The following is a 21,927-nucleotide window of genomic DNA, read 5'->3' on the forward strand; positions in this document are numbered from 1 at the left end:
TAGATATGGAAGACATGTTTGTGACTACGACTCGAGGTGATGCCGTATGATAACCACGTTGCCTAGGGAGGCCGACAAGAGCGCACGTCGTTCACGCGGGTTGCTCTGGGCAGCAGCTGTGCGGTGGGAGATCCCCGCCAGCCTCTTGCTGCTGGCGCTGACGGCAGTGCTGTATATCTGGGGGCTGTCGGCCTCTGGGTGGGCTAACGCCTACTACACCGCGGCGGTGCAGGCAGGGGCGACGAGCTGGAAGGCTTTCTTCTTCGGATCTTTCGATGCTTCCAACTTCATCACGGTGGACAAACCTCCGGCGGCGCTCTGGGTGATGGCACTGTCCGTCAGGTTGTTCGGGCTGAGCTCATGGAGCGTGCTGCTGCCGCAGGCGCTGGAGGGGGTAGCTGCGGTGGCCGTTCTGTACCTGGCGGTGCGTAGGTGGTTCGGGCCAGTAGCTGGCCTGCTGGCGGGCTTGGTCATGGCCGTCACACCCGTGGCAGTACTGATGTTCAGGTTCAACAACCCCGACGCGTTGCTTACCCTGTTGCTGGTGTGCTCAGCCTACGCGCTGATGCGCGCGGTGGAATCTGGAGGCTCCAGATGGCTTTTGGCCTGTGGCGCTCTGGTGGGCCTGGGATTCTTGACGAAGATGATGCAGGCGTTCTTGGTGCTGCCGGCGTTCGTCCTGGTATATCTATGGGCTGCGCCTGGTGGGCTGGCTCAACGGGTGCGGCAGCTACTGCTCGGCGGGGCGGCGATGCTCCTCTCGGCAGGCTGGTGGGTCGCAGCCGTGGAGTTCTGGCCGGCGAGCCAGAGACCGTACATCGGCGGTTCCCAGAACAACAGCCTCCTGAACCTTATATGGGGATACAACGGGCTTGGTAGACTGACCGGCAATGAGGTCGGCAGCGTTGGAGGCTTTGGGGGTAACGGCGGTAGATGGGGACCCACCGGGCTTCTAAGGCTATTTGGGGCTGAGATGGGTGGGCAGATATCCTGGCTGCTGCCCGCAGCGCTTCTGGGGTGCGGCGTGCTCTTCTGGCTCTCCTGGAAGCGTCCCAGGACCGATAGGACCAGGGCATTTGCGTTGTTATGGGGAGGTTGGCTGCTCGTTACTGGGTTGGTGTTCAGCTACGCGCAGGGGATAATCCACCCCTACTACACTGTGGCTCTGGCGCCGGCTGTCGGGGCATTGGTAGGTACTGCAGCCACGACGTTGTGGAGCCAGAGGTCACAGCTGTGGTCGAGGACCCTATTGGCCTTGGGGCTGAGCGGCACCTCGCTATGGGCATTCGTGCTGCTAGCACGCACGCCATCATGGTTGCCCTGGCTGAGGATGATTGTGCTGGTTGGTGGGCTGGTGCTGGCTGGGGTGCTATTGTGCGCACCTTATCTCCGCCGCAGGATGGCCGCGCTGGCTGTGGCCACTGCCCTGGCCGTGGCGCTCGCCGGGCCATCGGCCTATGCCGTGCAGACGGCCTCTACCCCTCACACGGGCGCCCTACCATCTGCTGGTCCAGCGATGGCGAGTGGGGGTGGACGCTTTGGAGGGGGGCCTGCCTGGCGCGCTGGCATGTTCTCCCCTAACGGGGGCTTTACACCACCTGTGGCTGGAAACGCCAATGCAGGTCTTCCCCCATCGGGTGCTAACGGCAGTCGTGGTGGTGCTGGCTGGATGCCATCCAATCGAGGCCTTGGAGGCCTGCTGGACGCGGGCAGCCCCTCCAGGGAGTTGGTGCAGCTGCTCCGGGAGGACGCCGAGGAGTACACCTGGGTGGCAGCGACCGTGGGGGCAAACAGCGCTGCCGGCCTGCAGCTGGCTACGGAATACCCCGTGATGGCGATAGGTGGCTTCAACGGCAACGATCCCGCGCCAACCCTTGAGCAGTTCCAGCAGTGGGTGCGCGAGGGCAAGGTGCATTACTTCCTGGCGGGAGGCATGGGCGGTGGTATGGGCGGCACAGGAACCGCGTCCCAGATCACGCAGTGGGTAGAGGCCAACTTCCAGTCCAAGACGGTGGGGGGAGTAGTGGTGTACGACTTGACTAAGCCCATAAGCGGTGCCCAGAGTTAGAGGAGTATGCCCGTGCGCGCAGCTACCGCTTGGAGATCGTTGTCTGGCCTGTGGGGCAGGGGCGTGAGATTTGGGTTGACGGGCCTGCTGGCCGGGATGATGCAGCTGGCAAGCCTGAGGCTCATGCTCGAACATGGCTGGCAGCCTTGGATAGCTAACTTGTTGTCTTTCGTCTCGTCGGCACAGTTGAACTTCGTGCTGAGCAACACCTTCACCTGGAGGGACCGTCAACTGCAAGGAGGGTGGCTCGGGAGGTGGTTACGCTTTCACGCCCTGATAGCCTGGACCGCTATCCTCAACCTTGGGGTGTTCGACCTAGCTGATAGGCTAACACCGCACATCGTGGCGGCGGCGATCGCGATCGCCGTGGTGGCCACCACCAACTTCTTAGGGGCCGACAGGTTCGTCTTCAGATCTAATGACCATACGCAATTAGAGAAAGGAGAAGCACTATGTCTGTAGCAAACAGCTATTACTGGCCATCGGATAGAATTGAGAGCCCCACCTATTCGGTGGTGGCGCCGGTGTACAACGAGGAATCCTTGTTGTACGCCTTCTACGAGCGGGTGAGGCTCGTGATGGAGGGATTAGGGGAGAGCTTCGAGTTGGTGCTGGTGGACGATGGCAGCACCGATGGTACGCCCTGCATCCTAAGGAAGCTGCACGATTCCGACCACAGGGTGAAGGTGATCAGGTTGTCCCGTAACTTCGGCCACCAGGCGGCTATCACTGCTGGCCTAGACCACGCCCTTGGCAGGGCGGTCGTGGTGATGGACTCGGACCTACAGGACCCTCCTGAGGTGATCCCTCAGCTCGTAGCCAAGTGGCGGGCGGGGGCAGAGGTTGTCTATGCACGCAGGCGCTCTAGGGCGGGTGAGTCCGCCTTTAAGCGACTAACTGCTGACTTGTTTTACCGGCTGCTGCAAGCCATCTCGACCGTGGATATTCCCAGGGATACCGGGGACTTCCGCCTGCTGGACCGCAAGGTGGTGGACGCCTTGGTGAGGATGCGTGAGGGGCATAGGTTCCTGCGGGGCCTCACGGTCTGGGTGGGGTTCAGGCAGGAGGAGGTACTGTACGATAGAGCTGAGAGGCCAGCTGGTCGTAGCAAGTACTCCCTACGGCGGATGCTGACCCTAGCGGCTGACGCCATCTTGGGCTTCAGCCCATTGCCCATTCGGGTTGGAAGCGTTGTAGGGGCCGCGCTAACCTGCTGGGGGTTGATCCGGAACGTGCGTTCCTTAGCTAAGGGTAGAGCCCCCGGTGCTGCCGTGGTCGCGCTGGTGTCAGGTGTGCAGATCCTGTACCTAGGGTTGCTGGGGGAGTACATAGCTCGGATCTACGATGATGTGCGACGTCGCCCCCTGTACGTCGAGTCAGAGGTGCTGCAATCCACCGGCAGGGAGGTCAATGGACGTGTGTGGAGATCGGTGGTGTGAATCCGTCCTAGCTGATGTATCTCGAGAATCGAGGTAGAATGAAGAAGATATCAGCAGGAGGAGTTACCATCCATGAGGCTGTACAACACGTTGACGCGCCGCGTGGAGGAGGTCGTGCCCGTGGAGCCCGGGTGCATCCGCATGTACACCTGCGGCCCCACCGTCTATCGCTACATCCACATAGGCAACCTGCGATCTTTCTGCACCGCCGACTGGATCAGGCGAGCGCTCCTGCATGAGGGCTACGAGGTGGTGCACGTCAAGAACATTACTGATGTAGGGCACATGCGGCAGGAGCTGCTAGATCAGGGCGAGGACAAGCTCGAGGCCGAGGCCAAGCGCGTGGGCAAGACGCCGCAGGAGATAGCGGAGTTCTACACCCGTGCGTTCATGCACGACGAGGAGCGGATGAACATCCTGCCCGCTTCGATCTTCCCGCGAGCCACGCAGCACGTAGGAGAGATGATCGAGATCGTGCGCGAGCTGGAGCGTAGAGGGTATGCCTACAGGGTGGGAGGCAACGTGTACTTCGACGTTACGAAGCTGCCCCAGTACGGACAGCTCTCTGGTAACAGCCTACAGGAGCTGTCCGCATCTCAGGAGGTTGGCGACGATAAGAGGCATCCCGTCGACTTCGCGCTCTGGAAGGAGGCCGAGCCCGGTAGGGTTATGGCGTGGGACAGCCCTTGGGGCAGGGGCTTCCCGGGGTGGCATATAGAATGCACGGCCATGGCAATTAGGTATCTCGGCACTGAGATCGACATCCACACGGGTGGCGTGGACAACATATTTCCTCACCATGAGAACGAGCGGGCGCAGAGCGAGGCGTACGTGGGACATCGCTGGGTGAGGCACTGGGTGCACACCCAGCACCTGCTGACTGACGGCCTAAAGATGTCCAAGTCGATGAGCAACGACTACACGCTGGACGACATCGTGGCCCGAGGCTTCGAACCTTTGGCGCTGCGGTATCTGTTTGCCACGGCGCACTACAGGACCAGGCTCAATTTCACCTTCAGGGCGCTCGCGGGTGCGCAGACCTCCCTGCGGAGGCTCAGGATGGCTGCTCTAGCGGCCAGGGATGGGGCCGCTTCTCCCCCCGATGAGGAGGTTATGAGGCCTTGGCGCGAGGCATTCGACCGCGCCCTGCAGGATGACCTGAACTTGCCCGCTGCCATGGCTGTGGTGTGGGATGTGGTGCGGCGCTCTGGCCTGGGCCCCGCCGAGAGGGCGGCGCTGCTAGCGGAGTTCGATGAGGTGCTTGGGCTCGACGTGTTCGCCGAGCCTGACTCGGGGTTGCTCCTGGAGCCTCGGCAGGACGTGCGTGAGCTGCTAGCTCTGCGGGCGGAGGCTAGAGCCAGGGGAGATTATGCCCTTGCAGATGCGCTGCGGTCCGACCTGGAGGCGCGAGGAGTCGAGCTGCGGGATACTGCCCAAGGTACACGTGCCTACAAGCTCAGGATAGATCGCCTGCCGAACGTGTTCACTCGATCAGCAGACGTCCCCAGCCATATAGGGGATTCAGATCGGTACGAGTGGTCGGTCAACCTCATCGCTCACAACAACAAGGAGGACCTCGAGAGGTGCCTGCACGGCCTGGCGCACCACTTACACGGTAGGAGCGTGGAGGTCGTGGTGGTCGACAGCGGCTCCACCGATGACACCTTGGGGCTGATGCTCGAGCTGTACCATCGAGGCTACTGGGAGGAGGAGGGCGTCAGGGTCCCCCTCAAGGTGCTCTTTGCGGACCACAACATCGGGTTCGCTGCCTCTCGCAACGCCACGATGCGCGCCTCGGAAGGGCGGTACATCGTCTGGCTGGATACCTCCGTGGAGCTCGCGGGCGATGTATGGACACCGCTGGAGGAGGCCCTGGCCGATACGTCGGTCGGAGTAGCCGGGCCGTTCGGCCTAGTGACGGAGGACCTGCGCGAGTTCGAGCGGACATCCGGTCCCGAGGCTGATGCCATGGAGGGGTATCTGTTCGCCTCCAGGCGCGTGCTGCTGGAGGAGGTGGGGCTGCTGGACAACGAGAAGTTCAGGTTCTATCGTCTGGCAGATGTGTACTACAGCTTCTTCTTCAAGGCGGCGGGGCTGAGAGTGGTAGTGGTGCCGGAGGTCGAGCAGCGCATCATCCTACATCCCCATCGGGAGTGGTACAGCCTACTGCCAGAGGAACGCCAGACCAAGAGCAAGCACAACTATGACCTGTTCAGAGCTAGATGGCACCATGGCGAGAGCCTGCTGGTGGCCAGGGACGGGCAGGTGGAGCGCTGGCTGGAGCACGATCACCCCAGGCACGTGGATGCCGACCACTTCCATCCGCCGGAGGAGCTACCCCCTCCAGGTGTGCCTCATGTGCATCCCCACCGGCACCTGCCGGATCACCAACACAGTCACCCCCACTACCATTCTCAAGGAGCTTAGGCGCAAAAAAAGGTGGGCGGTAGAGCCGCCCACCTGTGCTGTGCAGGTTCGTTACTGGGCGACCATGGCCTCGGTCTTCAGTTCCTTCCTTACCACGTTGGCTAGGGCGCGGATGAACAGGGGCATGGTGTTGAACACCTCTATGCGATAGAACTTCAGGCCCTCGGCCTCGGCCTCTTCGCGGGCAGCCACGTCTATGTCGTACAGGATCTCCAGGTGGTCCGCCAAGAACTGGACGGGCACCACGAGCACGCTGCTATGACCCGCCTCGCGGATACCTGGGAGCACGTCCTTGAGGTCAGGCTTGAGCCACTCCTCGGGGGTGTGCCCGGCGCTCTGGTAGGCGAACATCCATCGATCATCAGGTAAGCCGAGCTTGTCGGCCACGGCTCGGGCGGTCTCCATGAGCTGGTCGATGTAGAAGGGCTCCCTGTCCACCACGCTCTTGGGCAGGCTGTGGGCGGTGAGCACTATCGGCACGGTGTCGCGCTCTGAAGCGGGGATCCTCTCCAGGGCCTCGCTGACCCGCTGCGCAAGCGCCTCTATGAAGTCGGGCTCGGTGTGCCACGGCCCGGCGATCGTAACCTGCACGTCGCTTGGGAGGTCCCTGAGCGCCTCCTCGATCGCCCTGTGGTAACCGCCCATGATTATAGGCGAGTACTGCGGAGACATGATGATCGCCACTATCCTGCGAGCGCCCTGCTCTACGAGGCTGCGCAGGCCCTCGGCTATCCAGGGGGGAGTATGCCTCATGCCTATCTCAACCACAAAGCGTGTTCCATCTCTGGCCTCCGCCTGCAGGATCTCCCGCAGAGCTTCGGCCTGCCGGCGGGTGATCTCTATGAGGGGAGAGCCACCGACTAGCCGGTAGCGGCGCTGAAACTCCTCGATCAGCTCCTGGGGCGCCTTGCCGTGGTAGACGTGGTTCATATAGGCGGGCACGTCCTCTGGGGTCTTGGCAGCACCGTAGCTCATGAGCAGCACACCTACGTTCTCTGTTTGTTCTATGGTCATACGCCTTCCTCCTTTGATCTGCTCGTGCTCTCGTGCACGAGGTCCACCAACATCCTTAGCTTGCCTGGGTCTGTGTCGGGCAGCACGCCGTGTCCCAGGTTGAACACATGTCCAGGGCGTCCGTTCGCCCTGCGCAGGATCTCTAGCGCCTTCTTCTCCACGTAGTGCCAAGGAGCGAGCATGGCCGCCGGGTCCAAGTTCCCTTGTATGCCCCTGTCGTGGCCGATGCGTTCCCAAGCATCATCCAGCCTGACCCGCCAGTCCACGCTCACCAGGTCGGGCCCCGCCTCCGCCATGAGCTCCAGCAGGGAGGCAGCGCCCGTGCCGAAGTGTATCGTCGGCACTCCCAGCGCCTTGACCTCGGAGAAGATGCGCTTGGAGTAGGGTAGCACGTACTCGGCGTACTCGTCGGGACCCAGGATGCCCACCCAGGAGTCGAACAGCTGGATGACCTGTGCACCGGCCTGCACTTGCCCGCGCAGGTAACGGACGATAACCTCTGTGACCTTGGACATGAGGCCGTGCCACAGCTCGGGCTCGCCGTACATCATCCGCTTAGCGTGGGCGTAGTCCCTGGAGGGCCTGCCCTCGATCATGTAGCAGGCGAGAGTGAAGGGCGAACCAGCGAAGCCTATGAGCGCGGCCCTGCCGGCAAGTTCCCGCCGCACCATCCTGATCGCCTCGAAGACGAACGGGGTGGCCTCCTCGGCCTCCACGATCCTGATCGCCTCGACATCCGCCCTGGCGCGGATAGGGTGGGGGATGATGGGCCCGATCTCGGGCTCTATGAAGAACTCTACGCCCATGCCTCCCAGCGGCAGCATGATGTCGGCGAACATCACGGCCGCATCTACCCCCAGGGCGTCCACGGGCATGAGCGTCACCTGTGCGCAGAGCTCGGGGGTCTTGGCGAGCGTGAGGATATCGTACTTGCGCCGCAGCTCACGGTACTCGGCAAGGCATCGGCCTGCCTGTCGCATGAACCAGATGGGTGTGGAGTCAGTGGGCTGGCGCCTACAGGCGGCCAGCATCCTTTCCTCGCCACTCATGGGGCGGGCGGACACATCTTGAGCTATCACTAGTAGCACTCTCCATGAGGGAATGTGTTCACACTATATGCTACCTTATAACCTCCTCCACTGCCAAAGAGGCCGGTCGCGATCAACTCACTATAGTGGTGCTCCTCGTGGGGGTGCGCCTCCGCGCTCGCTGGCGACGCGCTATCTCGTCGCAGATCCTGCGCGGGTGGGGCACGTGGCGGAAGAAGAAGTTCTCGGTGTCCCCAGCGGTCTGCAGCCTCAAGTCTCCGTACTGCAGGAAGTATGCTAGCGGGGATCTGATGACGTACGACATGTCCTGCAGGCTGCTGATGGGCGCGCTCTTGGTCTCCTCGCGCAGGCCAAGGGGGGAGACTCTATGCTCCACTATCTGCTCTTCGTCGATGGTTATCTCGTGGTTGCTCCAGGAGTCTATCAGCCAGGCGGCCCACAGCAGACTCAGGCACAGCCCGGCGATGCCTATCACTGGGTAGCCGCTCCACCAGCTGGCAATCCCGGCTGCTGCCAACAGCAGCAGAGGACGCAGCAGCTCAGAGACCAGCGCCACTGGGTGGCTGCGGATCACCAATGGGGGCAGAGGTTCCGCATCGTCGCTGGCTACTGCGATCGGCGTGCTCTCGGCAGTGCGTATCAACGATCCCAGGCGGGTAGCTATGTGGTGAGGTCGGGTGATCCATGTAACCAGTAGGGCTCCCTCAGATCGGGTGTCCAACAGGATATCGCCGCTGCGCACCAGCCTCTGTAACCACCTGCTACTGGCATTGACGTTCTGTAGCCCTCTGAGAGGGGATTGCCAATGCTTTTCTTTGAAGCCCGGCACGTGCTCAACCCATAGTACCCTGCTGTTGGTGACGATTAGCACTTTGCCGCTCCAGTCGATCCAAGCGTACGCTCCCCAGGCGATAGCCGCCAGCGCGACGATCGCCAGCAGCCACAGCGGCAGCTGCCCCTTGCCTAGGTACAGGTCGTAGCCCCAGGAGGAGAGGGTAGCGAGCAGCACGAGCAGGATGGGTGGTACTAGCGCACGCACCAGGCACAGCGCGTGCTTGTGCGCTAGCAGTTGGATCTTCTCTCCTGGCTGTAGATAGCGTCTCACTTCCATCCTGTTATAAGCATAGATGCGGGCGGTCCCTGAGGCAAGCAAGTTTAAGCAAAGTTGCATACCTTGACTAAGCCAAATGGCTTATGGTACCTGCTGAGGCTTTATGCTAATCTCAGATTGGACAGCGGAATTATAAGACATCCCTCATAGAGATGGAGGAGCAGGAGTGGCGGACTGCTCCTCCCGCTGTTTTAAGCGGAAAGAGCGCGATAGATCCCTTGGGAGGGGCCTCCGCGCCGACGGGTGAGGAGGGGGCACCCGTCGGCGCTGGCCTCCCGGCCTGGGGGAGCCGGGAGTCAAGGAGGGGGGAATGAGTTGGGATCCGCTATTATTATAGCAACACTCGACATAACATGCAAACCTTAATCCCAGGTATCTCCAAGGTAGCGCACCTGGATCTCGCCCTCAAGCCCCTCGGCGACCACCACCTGCTCGTCCTGGGGTAGCAGGTCGAGGGCGTTGTCGCTCCAGGCAACATCTCCTTCAGCCTCGAGGACGACGCCCTTGAGGGGCCTTGTGGTGCGCAGCCTCAGCCTCTGCCCGTCGATTGCTATGTCCAGCCCGCCCTTGGGCATGTGCAGGTACTTGATGGGCTCCGGCCATGAGGCCGCCCTAGCGATCACCCTCCCCCCGGCCAGCAGGCGGAGGCCCACCACGGTGGTGCGGAAGGCGTGCACGTGGACCTCTCCCAGCTCGACGCTTCCGTACGCGGGGGCGTTGACCTCCAGGGATGTCTGCAGGATCTTCTCCCCCAATAGGGACCACTGGGTGACCTCCAGCTCCCCGGAGAACGGTTCGCCCGTGAGGTTGGAGCACCACAGCTGCAGCCTGGAGCCCTCCCGGCTGTAGCCTATGGTGATGGGCGCGAGCTCCCGCCGGACCACGTAGTAGGCTGCCTTGGGTCGGAGGTAGTAGTCAGCCACCGACCAGCTCGTGACGGGCCAGCAGTCGTTGAGCTGCCAGACGAGAGCACCGCTGCAGCCGTACCTTCCCCTGCCCCTCCACTCCCTACGCCAGCCGCGGATCCCAGCCGCCAGGGCCTCGGCCTGCACCAGCTGCGTAGCGTACACCGCTTCTGCCAGGCCACAAGGCGCACGCAGGTTATCCGAGAGGTAGACTGCTATCCTCCTGGGGCCGTCCTGGGCTTTGTTGTGGTGTTCCAGCGTCCGGCTCTCTGGGTAGCGCTCGGAAGGGGGGGCGAAAGCCTCGATGGTGCGCTGAGAGGGCAGGGCCTGCATCCCGAACTCGCTCACGAAGCGGGACCTGAAGCTGGGATACCGCTGGTAGGGCGCCAACTGGCCGTGCCACACCTCCCATACGTGGCGGTCGCCCTTGGTGGGGTCATTGGGGTCCGCGCCCGCGTACGGGCTGCCCGGCCAGTACGGACGACTCGGATCTAGCCTGGCGCACACCTCGGGGAGCACGCGCTCGTAGATCATGCGTCCAGGGAAGGTATCCCGGGCCTCCTCCGGTGAGATGTCAGGGTCATAGGCGCCGATGGATTGTGCCACCTGGTAGTCCTCGTTGTTGCCGCACCAGATCACTATGGAAGGGTGCACGTGGAGCCGGGTAATGGCCGACTCTGCCTCCTTGCGGACGCTCTCAAGGAACTCCTCATGGGCGGGGTACATCCCGCAGGCAAACATGAAGTCCTGCCAGACGAGCAGTCCCAGCTCGTCGCATACCTCGTAGAAGGCGTCGGCCTCATAGATCCCGCCGCCCCACACGCGCAGCATGGTGGCGTTGCCTTCGGCTGCCAGCCTTAGCCAGCGCTCGTATCTAGGGCGGTCCACTCGCGTGGTGAAGGAGTCTGCAGGTATCCAGTTGTATCCCCCACAAAACAGGGGTACGTTGTTGACCTCGAAGGTAAAGCTGCTACCCTCTTCCCCCTCCACCGGCTCCTGCAGGAGTCGTAGCCTCCGGAAGCCCGTGCGCAGGGTATGGCTAGCGAGCGTGGTGTCGCCCTCGCGCACGCTCACCTGCAGGGTGTACATGGCTTGAGGGCCGTGACCTCGCGGCCACCAGAGGTGCGGGAACTGCAGGTCGAACTCGTGCTCGATGTGGTTGCGCGCCACTATCAGGTCAGTGTGTGCTGGGTGCCCTGCAGGATCTAGCAGGCGTACAAGCACCTCGCGGCCCTCCAGATCACCCTCCAGCCCCAGGTACAGCCTGACTGCCGCTGACGACAGGTCCGGGGCCACCTCGTGCAGGATCCTCACGGTGTCTATCCTGACGCTGTAGCCCTCCAGCCTAATCTCTCGCCATGGTCCGATCGCCAGCAGAGTCGGCCCCCAGTCCCATCCGTAGTGGTACTGAGCCTTGCGCACGTAGACCCTGCTGGGGTCGCCGTTCCAGGCACGCATCTGGCCGTGCTCATCTTGGAGCCTACGGCCCACTCTCAGCGGCGACTCAAACAGCAGCCGCAGCTCGTTGGATCCTTCTCTTAGAACGTCTTTGACTGGCACTCTATAGGGCACAAATTGGTTGTCAGCCCGCAGGATCTCCTGGCCGTTGAGCCAAACGGTGGCAAAGGTATCTAGACCGTCGAAACACAGGTCCACGTAGGGCATCGAGAGGACTTCGTCGCTTGCTTCGAAGGTGCACTTGTATAGCCAGTCGGCATCGCCTACCCACTGGACCTCGAGCTCCGCCAAACCAATGAACGGATCCGGTATGACGCCCTCGCGCATCAGGTCCTGGTGGACGTACCCAGGTACCGTAGCGCGTATCCAACCTTTGGGAGAATCGAAGTCCTCCTCAAGGCTAGCGATGGGCGATCTCTGCTTGAGGCACCAGTTGTCCGACAGGATTTGATCGATCATGTTCTACCTCTCTGGCTTGTGTGATCTGCTGCAGCTCTTCATTATATATAAGGAAGAGTAGAGCGTGGCGGAAGGTCCTCAGTCCAGATGCCTCCACCAATGCATGAGCCAGTCATCTCGCACGCCCTTAGAAGCGAGACCATCTATGAGCACACCCCGTACCTCCTCTAGCAGTATCACCATGTGGTTTTGTTTGTGTGGTCCAGGCAGGTACGTGGAGTCATCGCATAACAACATCAAGCAATCTCCTGCGACCTTCGCCACGGCTGCGCCGGTGGGAAACCTGGTGGCTACCGCGTGCAGCCACTTGTCGTAGGGCGCTGGCACCCAGTCCACGGCCAGCGCGCACCTGTGGGCCTGACGCAGGGCCTCGGTGGTGGCCCAAAGCAGCGCCCATCTGTCGCCACGCTCTGCGGCGTTGTCCATGACCCTACTTGCCTGTCGGAAGGCCACGTAGGTCGATCGACATCTCTGCAGCCACACTTCCTCCCTCAAGGGGTAGTGCTGCGAGAGGAGCCTGGCGACCTCTATAGGGTCGTGCAGCGCGCAAGCCGTGGCTGCCAGCCACAGGGCCGAGTCTTCGCCCCTCGCCAGCTCCTCGGCCAGCGACTCCACGGTCCGCAGCGTGTAGTGGCCGCCGCGACCACTCTGCACCTCGAGCTCTACGAAGAGCTCATCCTCCATACCTACGATCCCCAGATCCCGATGGGAGCGCTTGAACTCCCCAACCAACGGCTCTCGGCACACCAACTGGAGGTCCACGTCCGAGACCTCGTCCACCACGCCCAGCGCAGTAGAGCCCACCAGCAACACGCTGACGTCCGCGGCGTAGGCGGAGAGCGGCTCCCTGCCCAGCATCCGGTGCACCTGCTGCGCGACCTCGCGCAGCAGGGACGCCCAGACCTCATCCCCTATGCTAGCCAGCAGGCCAGACAATGGGCCTCGCCATAGATCCGGCAAAGTCAAGTTGATCACCTCCAAGTTTATTGATCCCGCCGGATGCGGGTCCGTCGAGGCTTATCCAGGTGCGCTTGTTGGGCGCGCAGCCTGTCCTCTGCACCTGAGAAGATGTGCTTGCCTCGAGGATACTCCAGCAGCAGGTAGGAGTAGAACAGCCCCAGCCACTGCTCGAAAGCTAAGGAGGTCGGGGTTGCGTCGGGCCGAAGGTCCAACCTCCTCCACAGGCGATCTACTCCGCCCCTGCCAAAGAGCGGGCCGAGCGTCTCCTTAAGGGACGGCTGCCATGCCATGAAACCGTAGGTGACGAAATCCCGATACACTTGCCTCATCCCCGAAGGCACAGGCTCAACCTGCCTGTGGAGCAACCTCAACATGACCACGTCGACGCCGGGGTGTGGATGGAAGTCCTCGCGGTGGAAGTGATAGGTGATCGAGGGCACAAAACTCGCCTTCAGCAGCACCGAGGAGAGCGTCTCGTGGGGAACGCCTAGGTACCTCCATGCGGCCTCCTGCTGCACAATTAAATAGGTATCCTCCGGCGGGCGTAGTGCACCAGTGAGCTTCTGCACGATCTGCGCCGTGATGCTGAAGGGTGGGTTGGAGAACACCTTGTAAGGGCTCCTGGGCAGGTCGTGCCCCAGGAAATCCCCTTCCAGGACGAGCACATTCGGCAGGTCGACGAACTCGGCTCGCAACCGTGCCACCAGAGAAGGATCTTTCTCGATGGCCACTACCTCTCGGCAGCGACGTGCGAGGCGCTCGGTGATGATGCCCCTGCCTGGACCTATCTCGTAGACGGTGTCGTCAGGACCTATATCGGAGCTTTGGAGCAGGTAGTCGACGAGCTGGCGACTTCGCAGGAAGTTCTGGGACAGAAAGCTGTGAGCTTGAGACCGTTTCTGCTCCCCGCGCCCTCGGCCCTGGTATGGGCCCTGGTTACCCAGCGAATTACCCCTGCCATAGTCCCTTACCTCCCTGCAAAGTGCGTACTGAATTGCCAGCTACAAGACCTTCCCATTATAAGGGCAAGCCTAGTCTTAGGCAAGCCCCGTGGTGAGTTGCATGCTCAGGGCACAGGATGGATAATGTTGCTGTATGCCGGCAAATCCTGATCAGGAGGACCTCGTCCGCCAAGTAATGGCCGCGGGCGTGCGCGATCCGCGGGTGGTCGAGGCGCTGCGCAGGGTGCCCAGGGCCGGGTTCGTGCCCTCGTACCTGGTAGAGCGTGCTTACTACGATGAGCCCCTGCCGATCCTGCACGGGCAGGTGACCACGCAGCCGTCCCTCGCCGCCAGGATGATCGAGGCGCTCGAGCTGAAGGGTTCGGAGAAGGTGCTTGAGGTTGGTACGGGCTACGGTTTCCAGACGGCGTTGCTGGCTTACCTGTCCAGGTATGTGTGGAGCATAGAGCGCTGGCCCGATATCGCGGACGTGGCGAGGGCCAATCTGATGAGGCAGGGCGTTGGGAACGCCCAGATCGTGGTGGGGGATGGTACTTTGGGACTCCCAGAGCACGCCCCGTTCGATGCGATCCTAGTCTCCGCTGCGTCTCCGGCGGTGCCCCCACCCCTCGTGGAGCAGCTGGCCGTCGGCGGTAGGCTCGTGCAGCCTATAGGCCCTGGGGGCCAGGAGGAGGTCACTTTGTTCGAGAAGAGGCCCGAGGGCCTGGTGCGCCGACGCACCGTCATCGGGGCTCACTTCGTCCGGCTGTACGGTAGGTACAGCTTCCCTCCCGAGCAGTAGGAGGTTGACCCCATGCTGTGCTAGGCCCGCGCGCTAGACCTAGCGACGGGCTCGACGCCGATTAGATGGAGGAACTGAGTGGCCCTCCAGCTAGCTTACACCCTTGAGCTATGTGCTGGGGACCTGCCTGCGCAGTAGCTGCGCGTTGAGCGCGACGGCTATGGTGCTGAGCGACATCAACAGTGCTCCCACCGCAGGTGGGAGCACTACCCCTACAGGTGCTAGCACGCCGGCTGCCAGTGGCAATGCCAACAGGTTGTAGCCCGCGGCCCACGCCAGGTTCTGCACCATCTTACGGTAGCTAGCTCGGCTCAGTGCGATCACCTTGGCTACGTCCCTGGGATCGTCCCGCACGAGCACGATCGCTGCCGAGGCGCGCGCCACGTCCGTGCCAGCTCCTATCGCAATCCCCACATCGGCTTGTGCCAGCGCGGGAGCATCGTTGACCCCATCGCCGACCATGGCGACGACTAGTCCTTTTGCCTGCAGGTCACGGATCTTCTCATGCTTGTGCTCGGGGAGCACCTCAGCGAAGTACTCGTCTATCCCGAGTTCCGATGCCACCCATCTAGCGACGTCCTTTGAATCTCCCGTCAGCATGGAGACCTTTATTCCCATCTCCTTGAGGGTCCTGACGGCCTCGTAGCTCTCGGGCCTTATGACGTCGGCCAGCGAGAAGGCCGCCACTGGTCTGTCGTCTACCACGAGGTACACTACAGTCTGCCCGCGCTTGCTCCATTCGCTCGATCTATCTGCCAAGGCTTCAGGTAGCCCAAGGCCATCTCGCTCTATCAGTCTTGGGCCTCCTACTTGCACCTGGTGCGTGCCCACCTTGGCGCTGATACCCCTGCCTGAGAGGGCACTAAAATCATCCACCCGGCTCAGAGAGAGGCCTCTATCCTTGGCAGCTGTGACCAAGGCCCTTGCTATGGTGTGCTCGCTCTGCTGCTCGGCCGACGCAGCTAGCGACAGCGCTGTCTCTGGATTGAAGCCGTCGACGACTGCCATGTCAACCAGACCCTGCTGTCCTAGCGTTAGAGTCCCTGTCTTGTCGAACACCACTACGTCCACCTTTCTAGCCCGCTCGAGCGCGGCTCTGTCCCGCACGAGGATGCCGCTGCGGGCGGCCATGGTGGTAGATATAGCCACCACTAGGGGTATCGCAAGCCCCAGTGCATGGGGACAGGCGATGACCAAGGTCGATACCACCCTCTCGATGGTATAGTTATCCAAGCCTCTGACTGAAAGCCAGATAAGGAACGTGATGACGGCCACGACGACCGCGATAATAGTCAGCCAGTAGGCGGCTCTGTCCGCCAGCACCTGTGCCCTGCCTCGGCTGGCCTGCGCCTCCCGCACTAGCCTCATTATCCCCGATAGCACTGTGTCCTCCCCCACGCGCGTCACCCTCACGCGCAGCGCCCCGCCACCTATGTTGACCGTGCCAGCGACCACCTCGTTACCCTCGCCTTTGTCCACCGGCCGGGACTCACCGGTGATCATGCTCTCATCAAGTGAGCTATGGCCCCTCTCTATCTGGCCGTCGGCCGGCACGCGCGCACCTGGGCGCACGAGTATAAGGTCTCCCACCTGTAGATCGGCTACCGGTACCTCTTCGGTATGGTCGTCCACCAGGCGCTCGGCGGTATCCGGCAGCAGCTTTGCTAGCTCCTCTAGCGCGCTCTGGGCCCGGCCTATAGCCCTCATCTCCATCCAGTGTCCTAGTAGCATGATGGTGACAAGAGTCGCCAGCTCGAAGTAGAATGGCGTACCACGTAGGAGGCCAAAGGTAACCGCTAGGCTGTAGAAGTAGGCAGTGGTGATGGCCAGCCCCACCAGCGTCATCATGCCAGGGCGTCCCTGGGAAATCTCCGAGACAGCCCCTCTCAGGAAGACCCAGCCGCAGTACCAGTAGATGACACTGGATAGGGCCGGCGAAAGCCATGCCGATCCTGGAAACGCTGGTGCTGAGTATCCCAAGACGTGCTGCAGGAGCTCCGAGTACACTAGCACCGGGATCGTGAGCACTAGCGATACCCAGAAGAGGCGTGCAAATGTGGCCTCCGAGTGACCCGCATGAGATTCATGACCGACATGCTCGTGCCCTGCCTGCAACTTGGCCTTGGTAGCTCCGTTAGGGCGCCCTCTATGCCCCATCTCGTGATGGTCGTGTGCGTGATGTTCGTGATGGGCCATATTGATCTCCTAGCCAGCGCTAGCAGCTGGGTACCCTATATCATCTAGAGCGGCCTTGATCGCCTCTAGCGAGGTGACATCAGGGTCGAACTGGATGCTGAGCTGCTTCGAATCCAGATCAACCGACACTTCCCGTACCCCTGCGAGGTTGCGTAGGGCCTTGTCTACCCTGCTGACGCAGTGGCTACAGGAGATGTCGGGGACGATCAAAGTCTCTGTGTGCGTATGTGCCATATCTAACCTCCTATAATGCTCCCTACACGCATTATACTATATACATGTAGGAAGTATAATGCTAGCATAAAGGTCAAGTTATGAGGTAAAAATATAGAGTATGGATAGAGCGTCCAGCTATGCTGATCATAAAGAAGAGCTCGTAAGACGGCTCAACCGTATAGAAGGACAGGTGCGAGGCATCCGCAGGATGATCGAGGATGATCGCTACTGCCTAGATGTGGTCCAGCAGATCAACGCCATGAACGCTGCCGCTCAGGAGGTGGCACTTATAGTGCTCGAGGACCACCTGCGCAAGTGCGTGGCGGAGGCCGTCGAGGGCGATGGTAGGGAGGCGGCTATCAGGGAGATGATGCACGTCCTCCGTAAGACCGTGAAACCATGAGGGCTATGCGGGCTGTCGCTAAGTTCATCTTGTACAGGTTGCTGTGGTGTGCGTTATTAGTAGTAATACTGCATGCCACGCATCTGCCCATGACGGTCGAGCACGTGCTCGACCACTCATCAGCGCACACCTTGGTGGATGCTGGGACCGATGGCCAAGCGTGGGTTGGGCAGCACTCACGGAACGCTTGTGCTGCCGGCCTCAGTGCGGACCTGGCCAGAAAGGCGGCTGCCGTAGCTGTGATGCCCCAAGTGCGCATGCAACTATGTCATGTCTTTTCCGGGCTGCCTCTGGGGCGCGCAGCTCAGTTGGATGTCGGGCAGTCGCGTGACAAGCTCCGAGCTGCCATACAGGTGTTTCGTATCTAGTAGTCCTCCATCGTCTCAGCGGGTACCTATCTTGCAATCTATAGAGATGGAGGACTCATAATGAGGATTTTGCATATGCTATCTGTGCTTATCCTGCTCCTGCTAGGCGCGTGTGGCAGCGGATCCTCTCCGGGGGCTACTCCTTCACCTACCGCTGGGCAGGTAGCGCCTACTAGCGAGGTACATATGACCCCTATACCTACCGAAGCACATGAGATGATGCCGCCCATGGATGGTGGTCAAAGCGGAGAGGCCCACATGTCTTTTGACCAGATGTTCATAATCAATATGACGGCACATCACAAGTCGGCCATAGACATGGCCAAGGTAGCGCTCCGCAGGGCCGAGCACGAACAGATCAAGCAGCTCGCGCAAGACATAATCAAGGCCCAGCAGGCCGAGATCGATCAGATGCGCACCTGGTACAGGCAATGGTACGGTACAAACAGGATTCCGCGGCCTGATGAGGACATGATGGACTCCATGCCGGGGATGCACGGGGAGAGGATGATGGGCACCGATCTGGATAAGTTCCGGCGGGCCAAACCCTTCGATAAGTCCTTTATCGACGCGATGATCCCTCATCACCAGGGAGCGGTCTCGATGGCCAGGATGGCGCTGCAGAAAGCCGAGCACCCAGAGGTGCGGAAGATGGCCCAGAACATAATCGAGACTCAGCAGGCTGAGATCAACCAGATGCGCACCTGGCGCAAGGCTTGGTACGGGGAGTAAGTCTGTTCCTGATTCAAGTGGTTTTGGGGGCATACCGCCCCCAAAACCACACATGATCTTATGAAGGACTGATTCATACTCCCTATTCCACCTCGCGCATCACCCAAGAAGCCAACCCTAAAAGCCCAAGGATGTAGAGCAATAGCACTACTAGGTTCTGCCAGGTGTTCTCGAATGACCCGCTAGGGCTTATCATCTCCTGGATCACGTTGTTGGCGTAGCGTAGGGGAAAGGCCAATCCAAGCCAATCAGCCCATGTGGGTAGCTGATATGGCGCCACCAACATGCCAGATAGAAAGGCTGATGGCACGAGGATCAACGGTACGAAGGGGAACACCTGCCCCTCGTGGCGAGCGAAGGTCGATATGAAGATGCCCAGCATCACCGAGGCAATGGCCAGCAGCCACACTACCACGAACAGCACCAACAGCGTCTCTGCGTCGTAGCTGAGGTCAAACAGTAGGAGCACTTCTGTGAGTGCCACCAGAGCTTGAATGGTTGCTAGTCCTAGGTACCCAAGCAGGTAGCCTCCTATGATTTCATGTCGCCGGTAGCCGTTGATGAACATCCGCTCCATGGTGCCGGCAGTGCGCTCCTGCACTAACACGATGGCGCTCAGGAGGAAAGCTAAGAAGTGCACCAGGAACGCTGCGATCGGCACCGCGTAGCGGGCGACGTCGAAGCCCGGGGGCATGGTGTCGAAGAAGAGCTTTAGGAAGTACACTATCACTAACGGGGCGACTATGGAGAGCCCGAGGAGCCTCCTGTCGTGTGAAAGCTGCGCTAGTACCCTACGAGCTACCAACCACATTCTCCTCATTGCTTTATCTCCTGGCTGTGCAGTGAGAGCATCACGTCCTCCAGACTGGCTGGCCGCACATCTATGGCCTCCACGCTGGCCCTGAGGCCGTACGGCCTGAGGGCTTCCGCCAGTGCCTCCGGACTACCTCCTATAAGCTCCTCTTGTACCCGGCCGTACTCCCTTACCTGCAGGCGGGTGCCACCATGCTCCACCAGCTTACGAGGCGGTGAATCGGCGACCACCTTACCCCCCAGCAGTATCGCCACCCTGTCGCACAGCATCGCCTCATCCATCAGGTGCGTGCTGATGAGGATGGTGGTGCCCTCTGAGGCCAGTTTTTTGAATAGCTCCCACAGCCTCGCCCTCAGGTAAGGATCCACCCCAGCTGTGGGCTCGTCGAGGAACAATATCCTGGGTTGATGGACGAGAGCCGCGGCAAGCGACACACGGTTCTTCATACCTCCGGAGAGGGCGTGCACGGGATAGTCAGCCTTGTTTGCAAGATCTGTTAGTTGGAGTACTTCTTCTACCCTCTTTCTTAGGCCGTGGCTCAAGTGAGCACTACCGAAGAAGGCTACGTTATCCTGCGCTGATAGGTCCTCGTAGAGCGCAGGCGACTGCGGCATGTAGCCGATCTGTTGGCGTAGTTGCCAGCGCTGCCTGAGGGGCTCCAGCCCCAGCACGCGCACGCTGCCTCCTGTCGGGCGCAGCGCACCGACAAGGGTTCTGATGAGCGTTGTCTTGCCTGCACCATTGGGCCCCAGCAAGCCGAAGAGGCAACCCTCCGGTACCGATAGGTCCACTCCTCGTAGAGCCTCGGTGCGACCGTAGCGCTTGGTCAAGCCTTGTACATCAATCGCGTTCATCTTTTGCTTCCTCCTTGCAGGGTCTGAGGCCGGCTAGGAAGATCTCGATGGTTTCGTCTATGTACTCCTCGTCCGTGGGGCCTTGCTCCCTTAACTGTGGGAGGAGCACGTGGGACAGCCCCATGGGAAACAGCATGCCCAGGAAGGCCCTCGCGCTGGAGCGCACGTCGTGAGGTCGCAGTCTCCCTAGTTGTATCTGCCTCTCCAGGTAAGTCTCGAGGAATTGAATGACCCTCATGGGGCCGCGGGCTAACACTGGGTCGAACAGCTGTGGGTGACGCGGGGCCTCCCCCAGAAGCAGTCGGGCCAGCTTAATCGTCACCGGACGTGATACAAACTCCCCGTAGGCATCCGCCACCTTGTGGAGCACGACATCCGGTGGAACGTCCAGGAGAGCCTCCGGATCCTGGAAAGACTGGAGGAAAGATAGCTGGCTCTCCACTGCCGAGTAGAACAACTCCTCTTTACCCCCAGGGAAGTACCAGTAGATAAGAGCGGGGGCTTGCAGGCCAGCGCGCTCGGCGATGCCCTTGATGGTGGCGCCATGGAACCCCTTCTCAGAAAACTCCTCAAAAGCCGCGAGCAGGATCTGTCGCTTGCGATCTTCTCCTTCCATACCTTCCTCCTAACTGAGTGGTCACACAAGCGCATTATATCGTTGATTGATCGTTCATTCAATAATGGTTGCGGAACCGAGTTCTCTCAGGCAGCCTTAATGCAGATGTCAGTCATCGATCGGTGACTGGCTTGAGTTGGTAATGCAGGGGCAAGGTCCGCGTAATGGCTTGGAACCCTCAAGCAACCTACCGGCGTCCACGTCTCTTGTAGTCCCATTAGCTGCGCTACGTACAGCCCTGCTGTTATCGGATGAGTCTGTCAGAGAGGTGCGTCCGTATGATGTTGAAGCTTTCTCCTAGGGAGTCATGGGAACCTGCTTGATCCGTGCGTGGGATGGGATGCGTCGCAAGCTTGCCTGCACATCTCATTGTCAGGATTCTCTCCACCCGCATGTTGGGGCTGCAGTGGGTGTGCGTGGTCTGGCAGGTATTGGGAGGTTATCTATCTGTTGGGGACGCTATGCCGTATTGAAGGTGATCACGATGCTGTATCTGAAGCTGTTGCCTTGGGGTGTGGGCAACCTGCTGCCTGTCCCCGACGACTGGCTTGAGCACTACCAAGTGTCCAGGAACGTCAACAGCTTTCACAACGATGCTCCGGACATTATCCAACCCGTGGCCTAGCAACAGGTGAGTCCAAAGAACTACATTGTAGTTGCTCAATATGGCAAACCAATAGCTAAATGCTACCTTGTCTCCAACTGCACCCCTCCGTGTATGGGAATGGCCTCTAAACATACATTTGTGTGGAAAAGACATCAGTCACCTAGCATCTGCTACGACCTCTATTGGTAGAGCTATAATCCATATTGAAGACGAGCCATAACGAATGCGACCCGATCCTCAAGGAAGCTTCACAACAAGAGGTGGCATTAGTCCTTTGTGCTAAAACATAAAACATAGAGGAAGACTTGGCATAGCCTCCTACCCTGAAGAAACGGTTGATGACGTATTCCTAGGGCTGAGAGCACGGAGATACCACTAGTGTGCAGCGACATTCTCTGGATAAGCTTGGTCTCTGTTGGGATTGACGACAATAACGATCCTAGCTTATCGCCGATTCGTACTCGTGGCATTCAAAATCAAGCCTTCCT

21 protein-coding genes are annotated in these 21,927 nt (G+C 60.6%); 10 read left to right on the plus strand and 11 right to left on the minus strand.

The features are described from left to right. The first annotated feature begins 46 nt into the window (after positions 1–46). The 4 genes from N2245_RS03870 to cysS all read left to right on the plus strand — a co-directional run bounded on the left by N2245_RS03870 (position 47) and on the right by cysS (position 5,934). Complete coding sequence (locus N2245_RS03870) at positions 47–2,068, plus strand: mannosyltransferase YkcB-related protein (protein WP_494535418.1); 2,022 nt, start codon at positions 47–49, stop codon at positions 2,066–2,068. A gap of 12 nt (positions 2,069–2,080) precedes the next feature. After that, a complete protein-coding gene (locus N2245_RS03875) occupies positions 2,081–2,530 on the plus strand; it encodes a GtrA family protein (protein WP_494535419.1) in 450 nt (149 codons plus the stop codon). After that, the gene (locus N2245_RS03880) at positions 2,521–3,507 is read left to right on the plus strand and encodes a glycosyltransferase family 2 protein (protein ID WP_494535420.1); all 987 of its coding nucleotides are present in this window, start codon (positions 2,521–2,523) and stop codon (positions 3,505–3,507) included. The genes N2245_RS03875 and N2245_RS03880 overlap by 10 nt, the downstream gene beginning before the upstream one ends. Before the next feature lie 72 nt (positions 3,508–3,579). Next, positions 3,580–5,934, plus strand: coding sequence for a cysteine--tRNA ligase (gene cysS / locus N2245_RS03885; RefSeq protein ID WP_494535421.1), 2,355 nt, complete (start codon positions 3,580–3,582; stop codon positions 5,932–5,934). A 51-nt stretch (positions 5,935–5,985) separates the two neighbouring features. Here cysS and hemH read toward each other — a convergent pair whose 3' ends face one another. From hemH to N2245_RS03915, 6 genes are all read right to left on the minus strand, one after another. Beyond that, complete coding sequence (gene hemH, locus N2245_RS03890) at positions 5,986–6,948, minus strand: ferrochelatase (protein WP_494535447.1); 963 nt, start codon at positions 6,946–6,948, stop codon at positions 5,986–5,988. After that, positions 6,945–8,027 carry a uroporphyrinogen decarboxylase gene (gene hemE / locus N2245_RS03895; protein WP_494535448.1) on the minus strand — a complete coding sequence of 361 codons (1,083 nt, stop codon included), beginning with the start codon at positions 8,025–8,027 and terminating at the stop codon, positions 6,945–6,947. Before hemE ends, hemH begins: the two co-directional genes overlap by 4 nt. An 82-nt stretch (positions 8,028–8,109) precedes the next feature. After that, complete coding sequence (locus tag N2245_RS03900; RefSeq protein WP_494535422.1) at positions 8,110–9,102, minus strand: PH domain-containing protein; 993 nt, start codon at positions 9,100–9,102, stop codon at positions 8,110–8,112. Positions 9,103–9,470: 368 nt separating this feature from the next. Further along, positions 9,471–11,930, minus strand: a complete 2,460-nt coding sequence (locus tag N2245_RS03905) for a beta-mannosidase (RefSeq protein ID WP_494535423.1) — start codon at positions 11,928–11,930, stop codon at positions 9,471–9,473. A 78-nt stretch (positions 11,931–12,008) separates the two neighbouring features. After that, positions 12,009–12,896: a hypothetical protein gene (locus N2245_RS03910; RefSeq protein ID WP_494535424.1), complete on the minus strand. Its 888-nt coding sequence runs from the start codon at positions 12,894–12,896 to the stop codon at positions 12,009–12,011. A gap of 17 nt (positions 12,897–12,913) precedes the next feature. After that, positions 12,914–13,834: a ribosomal RNA small subunit methyltransferase A gene (locus N2245_RS03915; RefSeq protein ID WP_494535449.1), complete on the minus strand. Its 921-nt coding sequence runs from the start codon at positions 13,832–13,834 to the stop codon at positions 12,914–12,916. On the opposite strand from N2245_RS03915, the gene N2245_RS03920 reads away from it, so the two are divergent. Further along, a complete protein-coding gene (locus N2245_RS03920) occupies positions 13,715–14,002 on the plus strand; it encodes a hypothetical protein (RefSeq protein WP_494535425.1) in 288 nt (95 codons plus the stop codon). The two genes, N2245_RS03915 and N2245_RS03920, sit on opposite strands and share 120 nt — an antisense overlap. After that, positions 13,986–14,633: a protein-L-isoaspartate(D-aspartate) O-methyltransferase gene (locus tag N2245_RS03925; protein WP_494535426.1), complete on the plus strand. Its 648-nt coding sequence runs from the start codon at positions 13,986–13,988 to the stop codon at positions 14,631–14,633. The genes N2245_RS03920 and N2245_RS03925 overlap by 17 nt, the downstream gene beginning before the upstream one ends. A 108-nt stretch (positions 14,634–14,741) precedes the next feature. On the opposite strand, the gene N2245_RS03930 is transcribed toward N2245_RS03925, so the two are convergent. Next, on the minus strand, positions 14,742–16,829 hold the full coding sequence (locus tag N2245_RS03930) for a heavy metal translocating P-type ATPase (RefSeq protein ID WP_494535427.1): 2,088 nt from the start codon (positions 16,827–16,829) through the stop codon (positions 14,742–14,744). Positions 16,830–16,838: 9 nt separating this feature from the next. After that, entirely contained in the window at positions 16,839–17,063 is a 225-nt protein-coding gene (locus N2245_RS03935) for a heavy-metal-associated domain-containing protein (RefSeq protein ID WP_494535428.1), read from the minus strand. 100 nt (positions 17,064–17,163) lie between these two features. On the opposite strand from N2245_RS03935, the gene N2245_RS03940 reads away from it, so the two are divergent. From N2245_RS03940 to N2245_RS03950, 3 genes are read left to right on the plus strand one after another with little or no spacing between them, the layout of a single operon-like run. After that, a complete protein-coding gene (locus N2245_RS03940; protein ID WP_494535429.1) occupies positions 17,164–17,448 on the plus strand; it encodes a metal-sensitive transcriptional regulator in 285 nt (94 codons plus the stop codon). Positions 17,449–17,453: 5 nt separating this feature from the next. Continuing rightward, entirely contained in the window at positions 17,454–17,816 is a 363-nt protein-coding gene (locus N2245_RS03945; protein ID WP_494535430.1) for a hypothetical protein, read from the plus strand. 60 nt (positions 17,817–17,876) lie between these two features. Further along, positions 17,877–18,548: a DUF305 domain-containing protein gene (locus N2245_RS03950; RefSeq protein WP_494535431.1), complete on the plus strand. Its 672-nt coding sequence runs from the start codon at positions 17,877–17,879 to the stop codon at positions 18,546–18,548. 82 nt (positions 18,549–18,630) lie between these two features. Here N2245_RS03950 and N2245_RS03955 read toward each other — a convergent pair whose 3' ends face one another. Genes N2245_RS03955 through N2245_RS03965 form a run of 3 tightly spaced genes read right to left on the minus strand, consistent with a single transcriptional unit; the run spans position 18,631 to position 20,832 of the window. Next, entirely contained in the window at positions 18,631–19,368 is a 738-nt protein-coding gene (locus tag N2245_RS03955) for an ABC transporter permease (RefSeq protein ID WP_494535432.1), read from the minus strand. Then, the gene (locus tag N2245_RS03960) at positions 19,365–20,216 is read right to left on the minus strand and encodes an ABC transporter ATP-binding protein (protein WP_494535433.1); all 852 of its coding nucleotides are present in this window, start codon (positions 20,214–20,216) and stop codon (positions 19,365–19,367) included. Before N2245_RS03960 ends, N2245_RS03955 begins: the two co-directional genes overlap by 4 nt. Beyond that, a complete protein-coding gene (locus N2245_RS03965; protein ID WP_494535434.1) occupies positions 20,203–20,832 on the minus strand; it encodes a TetR/AcrR family transcriptional regulator in 630 nt (209 codons plus the stop codon). The genes N2245_RS03960 and N2245_RS03965 overlap by 14 nt, the downstream gene beginning before the upstream one ends. 307 nt (positions 20,833–21,139) lie before the next feature. Here N2245_RS03965 and N2245_RS03970 point away from each other — a divergent pair, with 307 nt between their 5' ends. Then, positions 21,140–21,457, plus strand: a complete 318-nt coding sequence (locus N2245_RS03970; protein ID WP_494535435.1) for a hypothetical protein — start codon at positions 21,140–21,142, stop codon at positions 21,455–21,457. Positions 21,458–21,927 lie beyond the last annotated feature (470 nt).

Source organism: Thermobaculum sp. T2p, assembly GCF_059335935.1.

Coding starts and splice junctions, on each gene's coding strand:
- N2245_RS03945 (WP_494535430.1), top strand. CDS start 17,454: ATGCGGGCTGTCGCTAAGTTCATCTTGTACAGGTTGCTGTGGTGTGCG.
- N2245_RS03970 (WP_494535435.1), top strand. CDS start 21,140: ATGGGAACCTGCTTGATCCGTGCGTGGGATGGGATGCGTCGCAAGCTT.
- N2245_RS03930 (WP_494535427.1), bottom strand. CDS start 16,829: ATGGCCCATCACGAACATCACGCACACGACCATCACGAGATGGGGCAT.
- hemH (WP_494535447.1), bottom strand. CDS start 6,948: ATGACCATAGAACAAACAGAGAACGTAGGTGTGCTGCTCATGAGCTAC.
- N2245_RS03950 (WP_494535431.1), top strand. CDS start 17,877: ATGAGGATTTTGCATATGCTATCTGTGCTTATCCTGCTCCTGCTAGGC.
- N2245_RS03955 (WP_494535432.1), bottom strand. CDS start 19,368: ATGAGGAGAATGTGGTTGGTAGCTCGTAGGGTACTAGCGCAGCTTTCA.
- cysS (WP_494535421.1), top strand. CDS start 3,580: ATGAGGCTGTACAACACGTTGACGCGCCGCGTGGAGGAGGTCGTGCCC.
- N2245_RS03905 (WP_494535423.1), bottom strand. CDS start 11,930: ATGATCGATCAAATCCTGTCGGACAACTGGTGCCTCAAGCAGAGATCG.
- N2245_RS03960 (WP_494535433.1), bottom strand. CDS start 20,216: ATGAACGCGATTGATGTACAAGGCTTGACCAAGCGCTACGGTCGCACC.
- N2245_RS03870 (WP_494535418.1), top strand. CDS start 47: ATGATAACCACGTTGCCTAGGGAGGCCGACAAGAGCGCACGTCGTTCA.
- N2245_RS03965 (WP_494535434.1), bottom strand. CDS start 20,832: ATGGAAGGAGAAGATCGCAAGCGACAGATCCTGCTCGCGGCTTTTGAG.
- N2245_RS03925 (WP_494535426.1), top strand. CDS start 13,986: ATGCCGGCAAATCCTGATCAGGAGGACCTCGTCCGCCAAGTAATGGCC.
- N2245_RS03940 (WP_494535429.1), top strand. CDS start 17,164: ATGGATAGAGCGTCCAGCTATGCTGATCATAAAGAAGAGCTCGTAAGA.
- N2245_RS03880 (WP_494535420.1), top strand. CDS start 2,521: ATGTCTGTAGCAAACAGCTATTACTGGCCATCGGATAGAATTGAGAGC.
- N2245_RS03935 (WP_494535428.1), bottom strand. CDS start 17,063: ATGGCACATACGCACACAGAGACTTTGATCGTCCCCGACATCTCCTGT.